This window comes from Pseudomonas sp. ICMP 3272 (genome assembly GCF_001466905.1).
In the GTDB taxonomy this organism is placed as follows: domain Bacteria; phylum Pseudomonadota; class Gammaproteobacteria; order Pseudomonadales; family Pseudomonadaceae; genus Aquipseudomonas; species Aquipseudomonas amygdali.
This window is the reverse complement of sequence record NZ_LKEK01000119.1, coordinates 127,555-146,103: the sequence shown is the minus strand read 5'-3', so window position 1 is coordinate 146,103 and position 18,549 is coordinate 127,555. Positions and strand designations below refer to the sequence as shown.

Annotated in this window: 13 protein-coding genes; 3 read left to right on the top strand and 10 right to left on the bottom strand. The window is 60.6% G+C overall.

Annotated features, from left to right (window positions below):
* Window positions 1-31: 31 nt before the first annotated feature.
* From AO068_RS25865 to AO068_RS25850, 4 genes are all read right to left on the bottom strand, one after another.
* Complete coding sequence (locus AO068_RS25865) at window positions 32-805, bottom strand: uroporphyrinogen-III synthase (protein ID WP_058402446.1); 774 nt, start codon at window positions 803-805, stop codon at window positions 32-34.
* On the bottom strand, window positions 802-1,743 hold the full coding sequence (hemC, locus tag AO068_RS25860) for a hydroxymethylbilane synthase (RefSeq protein WP_058402445.1): 942 nt from the start codon (window positions 1,741-1,743) through the stop codon (window positions 802-804). Before hemC ends, AO068_RS25865 begins: the two co-directional genes overlap by 4 nt.
* A 225-nt stretch (window positions 1,744-1,968) precedes the next feature.
* Window positions 1,969-2,715 carry a LytR/AlgR family response regulator transcription factor gene (locus AO068_RS25855; protein WP_002551374.1) on the bottom strand — a complete coding sequence of 249 codons (747 nt, stop codon included), beginning with the start codon at window positions 2,713-2,715 and terminating at the stop codon, window positions 1,969-1,971.
* On the bottom strand, window positions 2,712-3,794 hold the full coding sequence (locus AO068_RS25850) for a sensor histidine kinase (RefSeq protein WP_044321083.1): 1,083 nt from the start codon (window positions 3,792-3,794) through the stop codon (window positions 2,712-2,714). Before AO068_RS25850 ends, AO068_RS25855 begins: the two co-directional genes overlap by 4 nt.
* Window positions 3,795-3,927: 133 nt before the next feature.
* Between AO068_RS25850 and argH the strand changes: the two genes are divergently transcribed.
* Window positions 3,928-5,322: an argininosuccinate lyase gene (gene argH, locus AO068_RS25845; RefSeq protein ID WP_058409838.1), complete on the top strand. Its 1,395-nt coding sequence runs from the start codon at window positions 3,928-3,930 to the stop codon at window positions 5,320-5,322.
* 389 nt (window positions 5,323-5,711) lie between these two features.
* A complete protein-coding gene (locus AO068_RS25840; RefSeq protein WP_058409837.1) occupies window positions 5,712-6,953 on the top strand; it encodes a nucleoside recognition domain-containing protein in 1,242 nt (413 codons plus the stop codon).
* 4 nt (window positions 6,954-6,957) lie between these two features.
* Here AO068_RS25840 and AO068_RS25835 read toward each other — a convergent pair whose 3' ends face one another.
* From AO068_RS25835 to AO068_RS25815, 5 genes are all read right to left on the bottom strand, one after another.
* On the bottom strand, window positions 6,958-8,151 hold the full coding sequence (locus AO068_RS25835) for a DUF5924 family protein (protein ID WP_058409836.1): 1,194 nt from the start codon (window positions 8,149-8,151) through the stop codon (window positions 6,958-6,960).
* Between the two features lie 96 nt (window positions 8,152-8,247).
* Window positions 8,248-9,624: a M16 family metallopeptidase gene (locus AO068_RS25830; RefSeq protein WP_058409835.1), complete on the bottom strand. Its 1,377-nt coding sequence runs from the start codon at window positions 9,622-9,624 to the stop codon at window positions 8,248-8,250.
* A gap of 69 nt (window positions 9,625-9,693) precedes the next feature.
* Window positions 9,694-11,334, bottom strand: coding sequence for a Na/Pi cotransporter family protein (locus tag AO068_RS25825; protein WP_058409834.1), 1,641 nt, complete (start codon window positions 11,332-11,334; stop codon window positions 9,694-9,696).
* Between the two features lie 736 nt (window positions 11,335-12,070).
* The gene (locus tag AO068_RS25820) at window positions 12,071-14,047 is read right to left on the bottom strand and encodes a methyl-accepting chemotaxis protein (protein ID WP_058409833.1); all 1,977 of its coding nucleotides are present in this window, start codon (window positions 14,045-14,047) and stop codon (window positions 12,071-12,073) included.
* 184 nt (window positions 14,048-14,231) lie between these two features.
* Entirely contained in the window at window positions 14,232-15,152 is a 921-nt protein-coding gene (locus tag AO068_RS25815; RefSeq protein WP_002551384.1) for a LysR substrate-binding domain-containing protein, read from the bottom strand.
* 155 nt (window positions 15,153-15,307) lie between these two features.
* Here AO068_RS25815 and AO068_RS25810 point away from each other — a divergent pair, with 155 nt between their 5' ends.
* Window positions 15,308-16,687, top strand: a complete 1,380-nt coding sequence (locus tag AO068_RS25810) for a NorM family multidrug efflux MATE transporter (protein WP_058409832.1) — start codon at window positions 15,308-15,310, stop codon at window positions 16,685-16,687.
* Between the two features lie 12 nt (window positions 16,688-16,699).
* On the opposite strand, the gene AO068_RS25805 is transcribed toward AO068_RS25810, so the two are convergent.
* Entirely contained in the window at window positions 16,700-18,364 is a 1,665-nt protein-coding gene (locus tag AO068_RS25805; RefSeq protein ID WP_058409831.1) for a putative bifunctional diguanylate cyclase/phosphodiesterase, read from the bottom strand.
* Window positions 18,365-18,549: the final 185 nt, after the last annotated feature.

The following is an 18,549-nucleotide window of genomic DNA, read 5'->3' as shown; positions in this document are numbered from 1 at the left end:
GCGTAATAGCGTAAACGACAATTGTCGATCATTACGCCTTGACGGCAGGCTGAGGTTGATCCCGCAACGCTGCCAGCAATGCCGTGGCGCTGGCGCCACGACAATCAATAACGGTCCGGGCTCCAGCTGCCTGCGCAATGCTGGCAACCCGGGGGCTTGGTACGAACAGTGGCAAATCGGCCAGGTCCGGCCATGAATCACCCGCCAGCTGAAGCAAATGTTCAAAACCCTGCCCACTGCTGACCACCAGCCCGTTCAAGCGTTCCACCGCAACACGTTGCGGCAGGGCGTCGGGGGCATGCTGCGGCAGGTAGCGACGATACAACGGCAGGTAATCAACTCCCACCCCCAACTCGCGCAATTGCTCGGCCAACAGTTCGCGTCCTTCGTCACCGCGCATGATCAGCACACGGCTTCCCGGTACGGCAATCGCCTGTTTCAGGCGCGGCAGCTCAAGCAAGGCTTCGCTGTCATCGCCCTGCTCCGGCCAGCTCGCATCGAGCCCGTAATCAAGCAGTATCTGCCCGGTTGCTGAACCCACACTGAACCAGGGTTGCATGGGTGGCTGTGGCCACACTTCGTCGATCAGCTCGATGGCCAGCCGCGCCGCAGGTTTGCTGACCACGATCACTGCACAATAATTGAGCAGCTCGAAAATGATCGAACGCTGTGCAGGCGTCAAGGGCAATGGCTCTGTCTCGAGCAAAGGCAGGCTGCTGCTGAAGATACCGGCCTCGGCCAGCACGTTCGCCAGCGCTGCCGATTCTTCGGCCGGGCGGGTCAGCAACAGGCGCCAGGTGTTCATTCGTTGTTGGCCTCGCCATACACCGCTTTCAGAATGTCCGCGGCACCCTGCGCCAGCAATGCTTCGGCCACCTGTACACCCAGCGCCTGGGCGGATGTCTGTGGTGCGCGGGCTTCGGCGTGCAGCAATACACTCCCGGACGGGTCGCCCACCAGCCCGCGCAACCAGACGTCATCGCCTTCCAGCACGGCATAACAGGCGATAGGCACCTGGCAACCACCGTTGAGGTGCTTGTTCAGCGAGCGTTCGGCAATCACGCGCACGGCGGTGTCTTCGTGATGCAGAGGGGCAAGCAAGGCATGAATTTCGGCATCAACGCTGCGGCATTCGATACCCACCGCGCCCTGGCCGCCCGCTGGCAGGCTGTCGTCAACGCTGATTGCCGAGGTGATACGATTTTCAAAGCCCAGGCGGATCAGGCCCGCCGCGGCAAGAATGATGGCGTCGTACTCGCCGGCATCGAGCTTGGCCAGGCGCGTATTGACGTTGCCACGCAGGAAGCGGATCTGCAGATCGGGACGACGCGCCAGCAATTGCGCCTGACGGCGCAGGCTGGAGGTGCCGACGATGCTGCCGGCTGGCAGTTCGTCCAGGCTGGCAAAGGTGTTGGACACGAACGCATCGCGTGGGTCTTCACGCTCGCAGATGCAGAACAGGCCCAGGCCTTGTGGAAAATCCATCGGCACGTCTTTCATCGAATGCACGGCGATATCGGCGTTGTCTTCCAGAAGCGCTGTTTCCAGCTCCTTGACGAACAGACCTTTGCCGCCGATTTTCGACAGTGGGGAGTCGAGCAGCTTGTCACCACGACTGACCATGGGCACCAGCGTCACGAGCAGGCCGGGATGAGCCTGTTCGAGACGGGCCTTTACGTATTCTGCCTGCCAGAGTGCCAGCGCACTTTTGCGCGTGGCGATGCGGATTTCGCGAGAGGACATTGAACAATCCGTACTGAGTGAATGCGACGGATAATAACAGCTCAGTCAGGGTGGCTTCAGCGCCGACTGAAAACTTGCGTCAGCCCACTGACTTCGATCACCGAATCGGCCAGTGGCTGAGGGGGCAGGACGGTGCCCCGCAGACAAACCGGAGAACACACAGATCTGAAAACCCGACCAGTTCCGTGACTCGGTTTTGATGCCCAGGCTCCAGAGCGGGGAGCTCTAGAGCTGCTGCATCATCTTGCGTACACCGGCTACATGGCGGCGACTGACGATCAACGCATCGCCATTAAGCCCTCTGAGAAACAGCTGAAAATGCCCCAGCGGCGTGCGCTGCAACCGTTCTATTCGCTCGCGGGCCACCAGTGCATTGCGGTGAATGCGCACGAAACGGTCGCCGAATTCGTCTTCCAGCGCCTTGAGCGGCTCGTCCAGCAGCACTTCGCCACCCTCATGACGCAAGGTCACGTACTTATGATCGGCGATGAAGTAGATAACCTGGTCGAGTGGAATCAGCTCGATACCTTTGCGGGTCCGCGCGCTGATATGGCTGCGCGGGCCCGATCCGCTTTCTGCAGCCGGACGGGTCAACGCCGCCAGTTGCACGCGGTTTGGCCGCTCGGCTTTCCTCAATGCTTCGACGAGGTGCTCGGAGCGCACAGGCTTGACCAGATAGCCGACTGCACTGACCTGGAAAGCTTCCAGGGCGAATTCATCGTGGGCAGTGCAAAACACGACCGCAGGCGGAGCTTCCCGCTCGCACAGGCGCGCTGCAACCTGCAGGCCATCGAGACCCGGCATGCGGATATCGAGCAGCACCACGTCCGGTTTGTGAGTTTCAATCAGCGCCAAGGCTTCTTCACCATTGGAGGCGCTGGGTTCCAGTACTCGATAACCCTCAATCTCATTGACCATGCGGCTCAATCGCTCGCGGGCCAGGGGTTCGTCATCAACGATCAGGACATTCATATAGCTCTGGCTTCCTGCGTGAGTCTCGCACAAGGATAGCGTAGACAGGTGTAGTGACGACCGTCACGGCGCTCCACGCTCAGACTGGCATGCGGGCCAAAAAGTGCCGCAATACGTGCGCCTATATTCGTCAGAGCCTGCTGAGTACCGTTGGAAGTCTGCCGATTGGCAACTTCTTCATAGGGATTACTGACGCTCAATATGAACTCTCCCCCTTCATAGTTCGCTTCGACCGTTACAACGCCCCCCTCGACTCGCGGAGCAATGCCATAAATCAAAGCGTTTTCAAGTAATGGCTGCAAGGTTAGCTGGGGAATCGGCAAGTCATCGGGAATTGCACTCACCCTCCAGTCCAACTGTAGACGCTCGCCAAGACGATATTGCTCAATCGATAAATATCGTTTTGCCAATGCCAGCTCCTCGCCCCACGTTACCAGGCTGCCGGGCTTGGCCAGACTGGCGCGAAACAGGTCTGAAAGGTCGAGTACCGCCTGCTCTGCCTTGACCGGGTTGCTGGCAACCAGGCTGGCAATGCTGTTGAGGGTATTGAACAGAAAGTGCGGGCGGATCCGCGCCTGCAGCGATTCGATCCTGGCGCGCAGCTCGCCTTGTTGCTGCTTGCGCCACTGACTCTGCAGATAGAAATAGCGCAGCATCAGGGCGGACATGATCAACGCGATGGTCGAGTAGCGCAGGTAGCGCTCGACCATCCCGCCGATCGAGATCCGTCCGGTGAGCTGACAGACATCGGTGACGGCTGTGCACAGCAACGTCAGGCCGACCACCAGCAGGCAGCTGAGCATGCCTGCCAGCCCCGGTGTCAGGCGCGCCAGCCAGGGTCGCAAACCACACAGCAGCGCTGCGGAGAGCAGCACGATCCATTGCACGAACAGCGACATCAGCGCCAGACGTACCCAGTCGAAGCCGGTACGCATCGGTTCTACCAGCACCAGAACCAGCACCAGCAGCTCCGCCAGAACGACAAGCACCAGCAATGCCTGCGGCAGGCACAGTTCGGGGAGGAAAAAGTCTTTGCCGGGCACAGGCCGGGCATCGTGTTTCACAGGTTCGATTCGCATGCCTCCAGTCTCTGCCCTGGCCTCGTCAGCGGCAAGCTGTCCGGGGATAAAAATGCATCAACCCTGTTATCATCGCAATCGCCCTTGTGCCAGGTAACGGGCACGCCACTTTCTGTTAGCAACGAGCGAATCCATGAGCACCGACAAGACCAATCAGTCCTGGGGCGGCCGCTTCAGTGAACCCGTCGACGCGTTTGTCGCGCGTTTCACTGCCTCCGTCACCTTCGATCAACGTCTGTATCGCCACGACATCATGGGCTCCATCGCCCACGCCACGATGCTGGCCAAGGTGGGCGTTCTGACCGACGCCGAGCGTGACACCATCGTTGACGGCCTGAACACCATCCAGGCCGAGATCGAGGCCGGCAATTTCGAGTGGCGCGTCGATCTGGAAGACGTGCACATGAACATTGAAGCACGCCTGACCGATCGCATCGGTATCACCGGCAAGAAGCTGCACACTGGCCGTAGCCGCAACGATCAGGTCGCCACCGATATCCGTCTGTGGCTGCGCGACGAAATCGACCTGATCCTGAGCGAAATCACGCGTCTGCAGCAAGGCCTGCTGGGCCAGGCCGAGCGCGAAGCTGAAACCATCATGCCCGGTTTCACCCATTTGCAGACCGCCCAGCCCGTTACATTCGGTCATCATATGCTGGCGTGGTTCGAAATGCTCAGCCGCGACTACGAGCGTCTGGTCGACTGCCGCAAGCGTCTCAACCGCATGCCTCTGGGCAGCGCTGCGCTGGCAGGCACCACCTACCCGATCGACCGCGAACTGACCTGCAAACTGCTGGGCTTCGACGTCGTGGGCGGTAACTCGCTGGACGGCGTATCGGATCGCGACTTCGCTATCGAATTCTGCTCGGCCGCGTCCATCGCGATGATGCACTTGTCGCGCTTCTCCGAAGAGCTGGTGCTCTGGACCAGTGCGCAGTTCCAGTTCATTGATCTGCCGGATCGCTTCTGTACCGGCAGCTCGATCATGCCGCAGAAGAAAAACCCCGATGTGCCTGAGCTGGTACGCGGCAAGAGCGGCCGCGTGTTCGGTGCCCTGATGGGCCTGCTGACCCTGATGAAAGGCCAGCCTCTGGCCTACAACAAGGACAATCAGGAAGACAAGGAACCGCTGTTCGATGCCGCCGACACCCTGCGTGACTCGTTGCGTGCGTTCGCCGACATGATCCCGGCAATCAAACCGAAGCACGCCATCATGCGTGAAGCGGCGCTGCGCGGGTTCTCGACCGCGACCGATCTGGCCGACTATCTGGTCCGTCGTGGTCTGCCGTTCCGTGACTGCCACGAAATCGTCGGCCATGCCGTGAAATATGGTGTGGAAACCGGCAAGGACCTGGCAGAAATGAGCCTGGAAGAACTGCGTCAGTTCAGCAATCAGATCGAGCAGGACGTGTTTGCCGTGCTGACCCTGGAAGGCTCGGTCAACGCCCGTAACCACATCGGCGGCACCGCACCCGAACAGGTCCGCACCGCCGTGGTCCGCGGTCAGGAACTGCTGGCCGGGCGCTGAGTACCCCGCACTCACCCCGGCCCAGCCCCTGATCATCGTTCCCATGCTCCGCGTGGGAATGCCTTTCTGGACGCTCTGCGTCCGATCCTGAAGGTGCGCCGCGGCCCGTGTGTGACGCGGAGCGTCACGAACTGCATGCCAACGCGGAGCATTGGCACGATAGTGTTCTCAAGGTTTTCATCGTTCCCATGCTCCGCGTGGGAATGCCTTTCTGGACGCTCTGCGTCCGATTCTGAAGGTGCGCCGCGGCCCGGATGTGTGACGCGGAGCATTGGCACGATAGTGTTCCTCCGGGCACCTGTCGTTCCTACAACTCTTTCAGCACCTGCCGATTTCCCTCCAGCGCACCCCGCCGCTATCATCGCCGCATCTTGTGAGGGACTTATCCGATGCTCAATGGCCTGTGGCTTGGTTTTTTTGTCGTGGCGACGATTTCCGCGCTGGTGCAGTGGCTGGTGGGCGGCAACGCCGGCATTTTTGCGGCGATGGTCGAAAGTATATTCGCCATGGCCAAACTGTCGGTCGAGGTCATGGTGCTGCTGTTCGGCACACTGACCTTGTGGCTGGGCTTTTTGCGCATCGCCGAGAAGGCCGGCATCGTCGACTGGCTGGCCAAGGTTCTCGGGCCGCTGTTTCTGCGCCTGATGCCGGAAGTGCCGCCCGGCCACCCGGCACTCGGGCTGATCACCCTCAACTTCGCCGCCAACGCGCTGGGTCTCGACAACGCCGCCACGCCTATCGGTCTGAAGGCCATGCGCTCGCTGCAGGAACTCAACCCGAGCAAGACCACCGCCAGTAACGCGCAGATCCTGTTTCTGGTGCTCAACGCCTCCTCGCTGACGCTGCTGCCGGTAACTATCTTCATGTATCGCGCCCAGCAGGGTGCTCCCGACCCTACCCTGGTATTTCTGCCGATTTTGCTGGCCACCAGCGTCTCGACCATCGTCGGCCTGCTGTCGGTCGCGCTCATGCAGCGTCTGCGTCTGTGGGACCCGGTGGTGCTCGCTTACCTGATCCCCGGCGCCCTGCTGCTGGGTACGTTCATGGCCTTTCTCGGCACATTGTCGGCGGCTGCGCTGGCGGGCCTGTCGTCCATTCTGGGTAACCTCACGCTGTTTGGCCTGATCATGATGTTTCTGATCATCGGCTCGCTGCGCAAGGTGCTGGTCTATGAGGCCTTTGTCGAAGGTGCGAAGGAAGGCTTCGACGTCGCCAAAAGCCTGTTGCCTTATCTGGTCGCCATGCTCTGCGCAGTGGGTGTGCTGCGCGCATCCGGCGCGCTGGACTTTGGCCTGGAAGGTATTCGGCATGTGGTGCAGTGGCTGGGGCTGGATACACGCTTCGTCGATGCGTTGCCGACCGCGATGGTCAAACCCTTCTCAGGCAGCGCCGCCCGGGCACTGTTGATCGAAACCATGCAGACCCAAGGCGTCGACAGCTTCGCAGCCTTGGCCGCCGCAACGATTCAGGGCAGCACCGAAACCACGTTCTACGTGCTAGCGGTGTACTTTGGCGCTGTGGGCATTCAGCGCGCTCGCCATGCAGTGGGTTGCGCACTGCTGGCCGAGTTTGCCGGTGTGGTGGCTGCGATCTTCGTCTGCTACTGGTTCTTCGGCGCGACCGCTTCCTGACGGCTCACTGCGCCGGAGCCTGCGGTGCAGATTCAGCAGGTGCCGACTCGGCAGGTGCTGCCTCCTGCTTTTCCTGCTTCGGCTGATCGGCGGGTGCAGACTCAGGTGTGACTTCCTCAGCGGAGTCGCCGCCCGGCTTGAGTTTGATTATCCGGCCTGTAGGTCGTTTCACGGCCGGTTGATCGTTGTCGGTGACGACAAAGCGCAGCACGCCGATCATCTGGCCGTCCTCGGTCAGCACCCTCACCTGCCAACGCCCTGTCACGTCCTCCGGGAAGTTCTGTTTGCGTGTCCAGGCGCGATAGCCTTCCTTGCGGCCGCCGTGGATATCCAGCGCGATGCGGTCCATCTCTTCGCCTTCATGCCACCACACATGGTAGATACGCTCATCCAGACCGCGCGGCGCATTGATGGCGGTGTACGCATACAGGCCGCCGTTGCGCAGCTGTTTGGCGCTGATCAGCGAAATACTGTCGCCCGGTGTGCGGTTCTTGTTATCAAAGTCCGGGCTGACCGCCACTTCGGTCAACCAGAGCGTCGCAGGCGGCACCCAGGAGCGCAGCAACCAGCCCGCCGCGCCGATGGCCAGGATGATGCTGATCACGGCCAGTGCGCTGCGCCAGGTGTTGAGCGGGAAGTTCGACATCAGGCTGGGTGCCGACAGCAGCATCGCCACGCCCAGCGCCAGTTTGTAACTCTCGGCGGTGGTCAGGTGCAGGATGATCGGCAGCGCGGTCAGCAGTGCCGCGAACAGTGTCAGAGTGTGCAACGTCATGAACAGCCAGCGTCTGGGCGCAAGCCACTTGTAGTAGAGAGGGTCGATGATCGAGATCAGCCCGGCGGCGCCGAGCACCGCAGTGAATACCGCCTGACCACTGTTCCAGGTGGTGGTGATGAAAAAGAACGGCAACACGAAAAACAGGCTTTCCTGATGGATCATCTGCGTGCCGTAGCGCAGCAAACCCTGCGGAATCTCGCGGCCCAGCGCCTTGTTGAGCAGCCCGACCATGGTGTTTTCGACCATCAGCCACAGCCAGCTGATCAGCATCACCACGGCAATCCAGGTGGCCAGCCCTGCCTGGCGGTCAACCAGGATAAAACTGGCGATACCTGAAACGAAACCAAACGCCGCAATGAGCCCCGGATAGCGCTGCATCAAGTTGAGCACGGGCGTCACATAGCGGTTCACGTCAAACATTCGGGGGTTCACTCGGTTCTGTTCATACAAAAAACCGCGCAGCGTAACAAGCGCAGCGCGCAGCCAACACCACCAATGCAGTTTGGCGTCAGGATTCTATTTGTTGCGTACACGCCAGCGCCACACGGCCAACAAGGCTATCAGGCCCAGCACCCCGCCAATCAGCCAGTACAGACCGTCATAACTGAACAGAGGTTTTTCAATTCGCATGTAGCCCGGCTGGGCGAGCAGCTGGCGCATGGCCTGGCTGGCTGTCTCCAGCTTCACCGCCTTGATGCGTTTGGCTGGGTCTTCGAAGCGCCCGTTTTCGTAATCATTGAGCGCGCTCCAATAATAGTCGGCCAGTGCACTATTGCCTTGTGTGGCCCACGATTGCCGGTCGATGGCGAGCTGTTGCAAGCGCGCAAATGTAGCGGGCTGCATGCCTTCTTTTTGCAGGCGCTCGACCATACTGCGGATGTCCCGCTCGGCTTCATCGGCATCGTCCCGCTCGACATCGGCGTTCAGGCTCAGAAATCCGACATCGCCGAACACTTCCCGCTCGGCAGAAGGACCGTACGACAAACTGTGTTTCAGACGCAGCTCGGTGTAGAGCGTCCAGTCAAGATAGGCTTTGACCAGCTCCCAGGTTTCGTCGTGCTGGTCGTCGAGCTGTGGCTCGGGGTAGATCAGGTGCAGCTTGACACTCTCGCCTAGTCCGCCGCGCTCAAGCTCGCGTCGCGGCTCGGCTGAACCCGTGCTTTGCGCCAGCGGCGGGTGATCGATCGGGTCGGTGGGTGCCAGTTTGCCGTAAGTGCGCCCCAGATAGGCCGGCAGCAGCTTGTCCAGATCGCCAACCACGATCAGCGTCATGTTATTGGGCGCGTACCAGTTGGCAAATACATCTTCGATATGGCCCAGCTTGATGTCATCCACTTCAGGACGCTCGGCGCATTTGAGGCCCAGCTCCACCGCCAGTTGACTGCTGGCGCTGCGCCCCGAGTCACGCCGGTCGAGCAGGCGCTGCAAATGTGAAAAGTGCCCGCCGTCTTCGCGCTCTACAACGCGTTTGACGCCGTCCAGTCGTGCCTGACTGAGCTCGGTTTTGGTCATGATCTCCAGTAGCAGGTCGAGCACCTTGCGCTGGTTTCGCGCGGGGGCTTCAATCACGAAGGTGGTATCGGCATTGCTGGTGAATGCGTTCCACTCGCCGCCCAGTGCCTGCATGCGCTCTTCCAGACCGCCTTCACCGCTGTCATCAACCCCGCTGAACAGAAGATGTTCCAGCAGATGCGGCAGCTCCTTGTCCTGACAGGGGAAGTCATCGAAACCGATACCTACCACCAGCCGGATGGCGACGTGACCCTTTTCGGAACCGGGCTTGAGAAGGACTTGCAAACCATTGGGCAGCAGATAGCCCTCGACCTGAAGGCGGTCAAGGGCAAACGAAGGGAGTGAACCGAGGAGCAGACAAGCGAACAGCAGGCAACGCATAAAACAGCTTTCCTGGCGGGCCGGTATGTTTAACAGACTTCACCTAGGCCCTTACGTTCATAGTGATCGTCAGGGCTCACTCTCGCTCGACAAGGCCCCGGTGTCGGCCGTTTCCAGTACCACATAAGCGCTGCTGCAAAACAGCGAGTTCAGGCGTTTCATGTCGGCAATCAGTTCCAGGTGCAGCGAACTGGTCTCGATACTCTGCACAACCTTCTGCCGCAGACGGCTGACGTGAGCATGCGCCAGACGGCGTTCCTGGGCTCGAAAACGGCGTTTTTCACGCAGTAATTGACGCGCGCTTTCCTCGTCACCGCTGAGAAACACCGAGAGCCCCAGACGCAGGTTCGACTGCAACTGGATCTGCAGATCGGCGAGTTCTTCCAGGCCGACTTCCGAGAATGAGCGGCGGTGCGAGGTCTTCTGCTGCTGGATCTTGCGCAGCATGCGTTCGATCAGGCCACTGGCCAGTTCCAGATTGATGGTCAGCTCGATGATCTCGGCCCAGCGCCGGTTATCGTGCTCGCCGAGGTCCTCACGCGGCATCTGCGCCAGGTATAGCTTGATCGCGCTGTAGAGCGCTTCCACGTCATCGTTGAGGCGGCGCACTTCCTGAGTAACCGCTGTTTGCGTGCCGCGCAGCACCGCCAGCATCGAGCCCAGCATGCTCTCGATCAAATCGCCCATGCGCAGGGTTTCTCGCACTGCGTTGGCCAGTGCCAGGCTGGGCGTCGACAGTGCGGTCAGGTCCAGATGGCGAGGTTTGGCCAGGCCACCGACCTCGTTCTGCTGCGGCAGCAAGGCCGCGCACAACCGCGCCATCGGGCCAACGGTAGGCAGCATGATCAGGCAGCGCAACGTGTTGTAGATCAGGTGAAAGCCAATCACCAACTCCTGCGGACGAAAGCCCAGCGTGTCGATCCAGGCAACCAGCGGGTCGAGCACCGGAATGATCAGCAACAGGCCGAACAGTTTGTACAGCAGACTGCCCAAGGCGACTTGCCGACCAGCGACGTTCTGCATGCTGGTGCTGAGAAACGCCAGCAGACCGCTGCCGATATTGGCACCGATCACCAGGCCGATCGCCACTGGCAGACCAATGACTTCCGTGCCCGCCAAGGTGGCCGTCAGCAGAACTGCCGCGAGGCTGGAATAGGAGATCAGCGCAAACATGGCACCGACCAGCGCATCCAGCAGAAGGTCGCCGGTCAACGAGGCAAACAGCACCTTGACCCCGGCCGCCTGGGTGATCGGTGCAGCCGCTGCGACGATCAATTGCAGCGCCAGCACGATCAGGCCCAGGCCGATACCGACCCGCCCCAACTGACCGGCACGGGTCTGCTTGCGCGACAGAAAGAACACCACTCCAAGGAAAATCAGCAACGGCGACAGCCACGACAGATCGAACGTCAGCACGCGGGACATCAATGCCGTGCCGACATCGGCGCCGAGCATGATCACCAGCGCCGGTGTCAGCGTCATCAGCCCCTGGCCGACAAATGAGGTCACCAGCATGGCAGTGGCGTTGCTGCTCTGCACCATGGCTGTCACCAGAATGCCGGCGATGAACGCCAGTGGTCGCTTGGACATGTTCTGGCTGAGTAAACGACGAAGTTGTGCACCGTAAACACGAAGGATGCCAGTGCGCACGATATGCGTGCCCCAGATCAGCAGGGCGACGGCAGATAGCAAATCGAGCAGGGTCAGCATGCTGAAAGCCCCCTGAGGTTTGCCCGTTCAGGCGATGAATTGAAAGATGTGCATGTAGCGAGCGGGGAAAGGGTGTAACGCTCTACTAAGCTTTTAGTCGGCTATTAGCCTTGGCGCCAGCATCGCACAGGGTGGGATTCATTGAAATAAAAGTGTCATAAATCCGCACCGCAAATGCAAGATCGAACGCGGGAGCGTCGCACGATGGCTGAAGAGCTTCGGCACGACAGTTGGATTATCGTTCCGCACGCTCCAGCATGGGAATGCCGTTCGTGACGCTCTGCGTCACAAGTCTGCGCCGCACCGCAAATGCAAGACCGGACGCGGAGCGTCGCACGATGGCTGAAGAACTTCGGCACGACAGTTGAGATTATCGTTCCGCACGCTCCAGCGTGGGAATGCCTTTCGTGACGCTCTGCGTCACAAGTCTGCGCCGCACCGCAAACGCAAGACCGGACGCGGAGCGTCCAGAACGGCATGCGACGCGGAGCATCGCACGATGGCTGAAGAGCTTCGGCACGACAGTTGGGATTATCGTTCCGCACGCTCCAGCGTGGGAATGCCGTTCGTGACGCTCTGCGTCATGGATTTACGCCACACCGCTTATTCAGGAGAGGACGCAGAGCGTCCAGAACGGCATACCCACGCGGAGCATGGGTACGATGGTGTTCTTGAGAGCACTTATCGCCCTCCGACGCGGAGCATGGGTACGATAGTGTCAGGCTTCCAGCAGCCATCAACGGAACCGGTCAACCTCGTTACGCAGTTCTGTCGCCAACCCATTCAGCTCCTGAGCGGTGACCGCCAGGTTGGACATCACCTGGCGCTGTTCGCTGTTGGCCATGGCGATGCTTTGCAGGTTGCTGCTGAGCATGGTGGCGGTGCTGCTTTGTTCCTGGGTTGCGGTGGTAATGGCGGCGAACTGGTGACCGGCCGAGCGGCTTTGTTCGTCGATCTGGGCCAGTGCCGAGGCCACTTTGGCGTTAAGCGACAGGCCTTCCTGCATCAGGGTGTTGCCCTGTTGCATGGTGCTGATGGCGTTACCGGTTTCCTGCTGAATGCTGGCGATCATGCCGGAGATTTCGTCCGTCGCTTCACGGGTACGAGAAGCCAGGCTGCGCACTTCATCAGCCACCACGGCAAAGCCGCGGCCTTGTTCACCGGCACGTGCGGCCTCGATGGCGGCGTTGAGTGCCAGCAGGTTGGTCTGGTCGGCAATCGAGGTAATCACCCCGACAATGCTGCCGATCTCCTGCGAGCGCTGGCCCAGTGTGTCGATGACCGTTGCCGTACTGCTCAGCGAGGTTGCGATCTGTTGCAGCGATGAAGACGCCTCGTCCATCGAGGTACGACCAATGCGCGTCTGCTGCGCATTTTCCTGCGCCAGACGTTCGGTATTGCTCATGTTGTCAGCGATGTTCATCGACGTGGCGCTGAACTCCTCGACGGCACCGGCCATGCTGGTGATCTCGCCGGACTGTTGCTCCATGCCCTCGAACGCGCCACCGGACAGGCCGGACAATGCGTGAGCGCGGGTGCTGACTTCCTGCGCTGCAGTACGGATATGCGCGACCATCGACGACAGCGCTTCGCTCATCTTGTTGAAGCTGCCCGACAGCTGCCCGATCTCGTCGTTGCTGGTCACATTCAGGCGGACGCTCAGGTCACCTGCACCCAATGCATCGGCCTGGCGTACCAGTTCGGACAGTGGACGCAGTTTGCTGCGCAGCAGCCAGATCGCGCTGATCACCGCGATCAGCATGGCCAGCACACTGCCGATGGCCAGCTGGGTGCCGACGTTCCAGGTCACTTCACTGATTTCGTCACGCGGCATGCTGGCGATGACGGTCCAGGGGCCACCGGCAAACGGCTGGCCAACGCTGTAGTAGTCGTCATCGCCGTCATCCCAGAACTGCGCCTTGCCCGGTTTGCTGGCAAGGTCGGCAACGGACTTCGCGGCGCCATCCAGGGATTTGACGCCTGCCGGTGGTACCAGCCAGGTGCCCTTGTCGTCGAGCAGTGCCAGCGAGCCGGTAGAGCCGATACGGAAGCTCTTGAGGTTATCGAACTGGGTTTTCTGTGCATCGGTGTAATCGAAGCCTACAAACAACGCCGCAATGATCTTGCCGCTGCTGTCGCGAACCGGGCTGTACTGAGTCATGTAATAGCGATCAAACAACACCGCTTTGCCCACATAGCTCTGACCGGCGATCAAACGCTCGTAGGCTGCGCCCTTGCGATCCAGCACGGTACCGATGGCGCGCGTGCCATCCTGTTTGCTCAGAGAGGTGCTGATACGGACGAAGTCGTCGCCGCTGCGCACGAAAATCGTCGCCACGCCCGCGGTCATCGAGCGGAATTCATCAACCTCGGCAAAATCGTTGTTCAGTGCGGTATCACGCAGAAACAGGCCTGGCGTGGAGGTGCCCGCTACCGTGACCGGTTTGTCGGGTTGCAGGCTCAGGCCACCGGCAAAGCGCTTTTCGAACAGACCACTGAGGCGCTGAGTGCTATCACGCAGGGTGCTGTGGAATGTGCTCAACTGGTCGGCGAGCAATCTGGCTTCGCTCGACATGTGCTCTTCGCGAATGACCAGGTTGGACGCGTCCAGAGACCTTAACGCGAACAGGGTGCTGCCGCTGATAACCACAGCCAGGATCACGGCCAGAGCAATACCGAGTTGCGAGGCAATTCGGGTACGGGGCTTGGACATAGAGACTCCATGCCGAATGATTGGAGTTGCCTGATCCGTGGCTTACCATTCAGCGAACAAATTAATGAGTGTTTTAAGCTGCCTGAACATGCAGTCGTTAAGCAGTGCTTCGGCCACCAGAGTCGTTACTTGAGTAACGGTCGCGACATTAACCAATGATGGCAGTTCAATACTAAACTAATTTTTAATGCAGTACTTCAACTAACGGCAACTCCATAGCGTTGACTTCCGTCTGCAGAAAATCGCTGAGGCGACGCAACCGCTCTGCGCCGGGCCTTGTGCGCGGCCAGACCAGATAATAATTTTCTCCGCTGAATACCGCGGTGCGCCACGGCAGGCTCAGACGGGCCTGCGCCACGTCTTCGGCGACCATAAGTAAGTCGCCCATCGATACGCCGTAACCGCGTGCCGCTGCAATCATTCCCAGCTCAAGCGTATCGAACACCTGCCCGCCTTTGAGCGACACCTGATCGGCCAGCCCCATGCGGTTCAGCCAGGTGCGCCAGTCACGCCGGTCAGGGGTGGGATGCAGCAACTCGGCCTTGGCCAGCCGCTTCACGTCCCATGGCGGGTCCTTCAACAACGTAGGTGCCCCCACCGGAATCAACAGCTCCGGGAACAGCAAGGTGGCTTCCCAGTCCGAGGGGAAATGCCCGTGACTGAGTAAAATCGCGCAGTCGAAAGGCTCCAGAGTAAAGTCCACGGCATCGATATCCATCCAGGCGCTGGTCAGCTGCACCTCGTTGCCTACTTGCAGATGACGGAAGCGACTGAGCCGCGCCAGCAACCAGCGCATGGTCAGCGTCGATGGCGCTTTCATGCGCAGAATGCCTTCGTCGGTCTGCAAGGTGCTGCAGGCTCGCTCAAGCGCCAGAAACCCATCACGCACGCCGGGCAACAGCGCACGCGCTGATTCGGTCAGTTGCAAGTTGCGCCCGTTGCGCTGAAACAAACGACAGGCAAAGTGCTCTTCCAGCGTGCGGATGTGACGGCTTACTGCACTTTGAGTAATCGAAAGCTCCTCGGCCGCTCGTGTGAACGAGGTATGCCGCGCCGCAGCTTCGAACGCCCTTAGTGCATAAAGAGGGGGGAGACTGCGAGGCATATGGCGCTTCCTGCTGGCGATGAGTGGCTACTTTACTGCAAATCGCTTCAGATGAGTTTTACTCATGCAGCGCATCAGGTTTATCGTTTTGTGCTTGCGCGTCCAACCGCCCAGAATAGGCCCTCATCCGAACTCCGCCGTAGAGCACCGCCCACATGCAGCCCGCACTTAAAGAACTCTGGATCATCCTGCGCCTTGCCGGGCCGCTGATTGCATCGCAGATGGCGCACATGCTGATGGTGTTCACCGACACGGTGATGATGGGCAAGATCGGCCCGGAGGCGCTGGCAGGCGGTGGCCTGGGTGCGGCCACGTACAGCTTTGTTTCATTCTTTTGCGTGGGCGTGATGGCTGCGGTCGGCACGCTGGTCGCGATTCGCCATGGCGCTGGTGATACCGAAGGTGCGACGCGCCTGACCCAAGCCGGTCTGTGGCTGGCGTGGGGCATGGCGCTGGTTGCCGCGCTGCTGCTGTGGAACCTCGAGCCCATCCTGTTGCAGTTCGGTCAGGCCGAAGCCAACGTGCATATGGCTGCCCAGTTTCTGATCACCCTGCCCTTTGCCTTGCCTGGCTTGCTCAGCTTCATGGCATTGCGCGGCTTCACCAGCGCACTCGGGCGTGCGGGGCCGGTGATGACCATTAGTCTGGCCGGTGCGGCCGCAAACTTCGTGCTCAATTACGCGATGATTCATCAATGGCTCGGGCTGCCGAATCTGGGGCTGATGGGCATCGGGCTGGTGACCGCGATTGTGACCAACTGCATGGCCCTGGCGCTGGCACTGCATATCAAGCGCCATCCGGCCTACGCGGCGTACCCGATCAGCAAGGGGCTTTCGAAGCTGTCGCGCAGCCATCTGAAAGAACTCTGGCGTCTCGGCCTGCCGATTGGCGGGACCTATGCGGTGGAAGTCGGCCTGTTCACCTTCGCAGCGTTCTGCATGGGGGCAATGGGCAGTACGCAAATGGCCGCGCACCAGATCGCCCTGCAGACAGTGTCCATGGCGTTCATGGTTCCGGTGGGGATGTCCTATGCGGTCACCATGCGTATCGGCCAGCATTATGGCGCGGGCAACCTGGTGATGGTGCGCATGGCCGGTCGTCTGGGCATCGGTTTTGGCGGCTGTGTGATGCTGATGTTCGGGCTGCTGTTCTGGCTGGCACCGAATCGGGTCATCGGTCTGTTTCTGGATATCAACGACCCGGCGTTTGCCGAGATTGTCGTGCTGGCCGCAAAACTGCTGGCCATTGCGGCCCTGTTCGAGTTCTTCGACGGTACTCAGACGATTGCGATGGGGGCGATTCGCGGGCTCAAGGATGCGCGCACCACGTTCCTGATCGGTCTGGGCTGTTACTGGCTGATTGCCGCGCCTGCCGCCTGGTTGCTCGGCTTTTCTACCGATGCCGGTGCTTCAGGCGTCTGGTGGGGGCTGGCGCTGGGTCTGTTCTGCTCGGCCGTGGCGCTGACCTATGCGTTTGAATGGAAGACGGCTCGCCTGTTGCGTCGGGAGGCAGCCGGGTTGGCGGTGCCGGCCTGATCCGGCGCGCCGTCATCCGGAGTTTGATGCACCCGTATTGGCGGCTTCCGAGCGCAGGTAAGCCACCAGATCCGCTATCGGCAGCGGCCTGCTGATCAGATAACCCTGCACCTGGTCGCAGCCGAAATCGCGCAGCAACTCCAGTTGCCCGGCGGTTTCGACGCCCTCGGCGACCACTTCCAGGTTCAGGTTGTGGGCCAGCTTGATCATGGCGTTGACCAGCTTGCGGTTCTCTTCGCGTAGCTCCATCTGCCCGACAAAGCCCATGTCGATCTTGAGCAGCGCGATGGGCAGGCTGTTGAGGTGCATGAACGATGAATAGCCCGTACCGAAATCATCCAGCGAGAAGCGCACACCCAGCCGCCGCATTGCGTCCATGGTCTGCAGGACCTGATCGCTGCGGCGCATGACGGCAGTTTCGGTCAGTTCGAACTCCAGCCAGTGCGCGTCGACGCTGAGCTCCTCAATCAGGCGACTCAGTGTCGGCAACAACTGGCTGTCCTGAAATTGGCGGAACGACAGGTTGATCGCCATATGCAGCGGCGCAAATCCTTGCTCGCGCAGGGCCTGCATGTCACGCAGGGCGCGGAAGATGACCCAGTAGCCGAGCGGCACGATCAGGCCGCTTTGCTCGGCCAATGGCACGAATTCACTGGGCGGCAGCAGCCCGCGCGCCTGGTGGCGCCAGCGTACCAGCGCTTCCAGGCCGACAACGCGCCCGGTCTCCAGGCACAGCCGTGGCTGATAATGCAGCTCCAGTTCATTGCGGCGCAGGGCTCGTCGCAGCTCGCCTTCCAGATCGGCCAGGCTGCGGGCGTTGCGGTTGATGCGCTCGTCGAACAGATGAAAGGTGCAGCCCTGCATGCTCTTGGCCTGGCGCATGGCGATGTGGGCGTGCCACATCAGCGGGTCTGCTTCGGGCCGGGCTTGTGAATGGGCAATGCCCAGGCTGCAACCCAGCAGCAGGCTTTCGCCATCGACCCAGTAGGGTTCGGACAGCACGTCAGTAATTCGCTCGGCCAGTTGCATGGCGCGTGCAGGTGTTGTGCGGGTGTCAATCAACAGGGCGAATTCGTCGCCGCCCAGGCGTGCAAGCTGATCGCCCGCAGCGAGCTGGTTTTTCAGACGTGCCACGACTTGCAGAATCAGTCGGTCACCGGCCTGATGCCCCAGCGAGTCATTGGCGCGGCGGAAATTGTCCAGGTCCAGATGCCCCAGCGCCAGGCTGCCACCCTCGGCCAGACGCTCCGTCAACAGTGCCTGAAAACCCTGACGATTGGCGATGCCGGTCAACGGGTCCTGACCGACCAGACGCCGCAGGCTGTCTTCCAGACGACTGCGCTCGTGGACATAGCGCAGGCAGCGGCGCAGCGCATCGCCGGTCAATGCATCGCGCACCAGCCAGTCACTGACGCCACTCGGTCCGACCAGCGGTTCCTTTTCGAGCAGCACCACGGTGGGTAGCAGGCAGGTTCCAGTTCTGGGCTGCAGGTCGGGCGTTGTCAGCAGCACGGTGCTGCGCTCGTTAGCGTACCCGGCGCTGAAAGCGTCCCAGTTCTCGCCATGCAGAAGTATTACGTTGCTGCCCGGCGCAGTGAGGCAATCACGCAGCAGCGCGTACCAGAAAGGCTCGTGCGCCAATAACAGCAATCGCAAGGGTTCGACAGGTGTAGGCAATCTAACTTCCTAAGTGCAAAGGAAAAACCGGTGGCCGCACTCCCGCTGGAGCGTGACAAATACACGTATCGTTGCGTCGCGGCGCAAATGTAACAAAAACAGAAGAATTAGATAGCGATCACTGTCTGGCTACGATGACCGCTGCACAAACCCGTGGGCCTGTTAAAATGCCCGACCTTTTTTAC

Excerpts from the sequence above, each read along its gene's own strand:
- AO068_RS25865 (WP_058402446.1), bottom strand. The coding sequence starts at position 805 with ATGAACACCTGGCGCCTGTTGCTGACCCGCCCGGCCGAAGAATCGGCA.
- hemC (WP_058402445.1), bottom strand. The coding sequence starts at position 1,743 with ATGTCCTCTCGCGAAATCCGCATCGCCACGCGCAAAAGTGCGCTGGCA.
- AO068_RS25855 (WP_002551374.1), bottom strand. The coding sequence starts at position 2,715 with ATGAATGTCCTGATCGTTGATGACGAACCCCTGGCCCGCGAGCGATTG.
- AO068_RS25850 (WP_044321083.1), bottom strand. The coding sequence starts at position 3,794 with ATGCGAATCGAACCTGTGAAACACGATGCCCGGCCTGTGCCCGGCAAA.
- argH (WP_058409838.1), top strand. The coding sequence starts at position 3,928 with ATGAGCACCGACAAGACCAATCAGTCCTGGGGCGGCCGCTTCAGTGAA.
- AO068_RS25840 (WP_058409837.1), top strand. The coding sequence starts at position 5,712 with ATGCTCAATGGCCTGTGGCTTGGTTTTTTTGTCGTGGCGACGATTTCC.
- AO068_RS25835 (WP_058409836.1), bottom strand. The coding sequence starts at position 8,151 with ATGTTTGACGTGAACCGCTATGTGACGCCCGTGCTCAACTTGATGCAG.
- AO068_RS25830 (WP_058409835.1), bottom strand. The coding sequence starts at position 9,624 with ATGCGTTGCCTGCTGTTCGCTTGTCTGCTCCTCGGTTCACTCCCTTCG.
- AO068_RS25825 (WP_058409834.1), bottom strand. The coding sequence starts at position 11,334 with ATGCTGACCCTGCTCGATTTGCTATCTGCCGTCGCCCTGCTGATCTGG.
- AO068_RS25820 (WP_058409833.1), bottom strand. The coding sequence starts at position 14,047 with ATGTCCAAGCCCCGTACCCGAATTGCCTCGCAACTCGGTATTGCTCTG.
- AO068_RS25815 (WP_002551384.1), bottom strand. The coding sequence starts at position 15,152 with ATGCCTCGCAGTCTCCCCCCTCTTTATGCACTAAGGGCGTTCGAAGCT.
- AO068_RS25810 (WP_058409832.1), top strand. The coding sequence starts at position 15,308 with ATGCAGCCCGCACTTAAAGAACTCTGGATCATCCTGCGCCTTGCCGGG.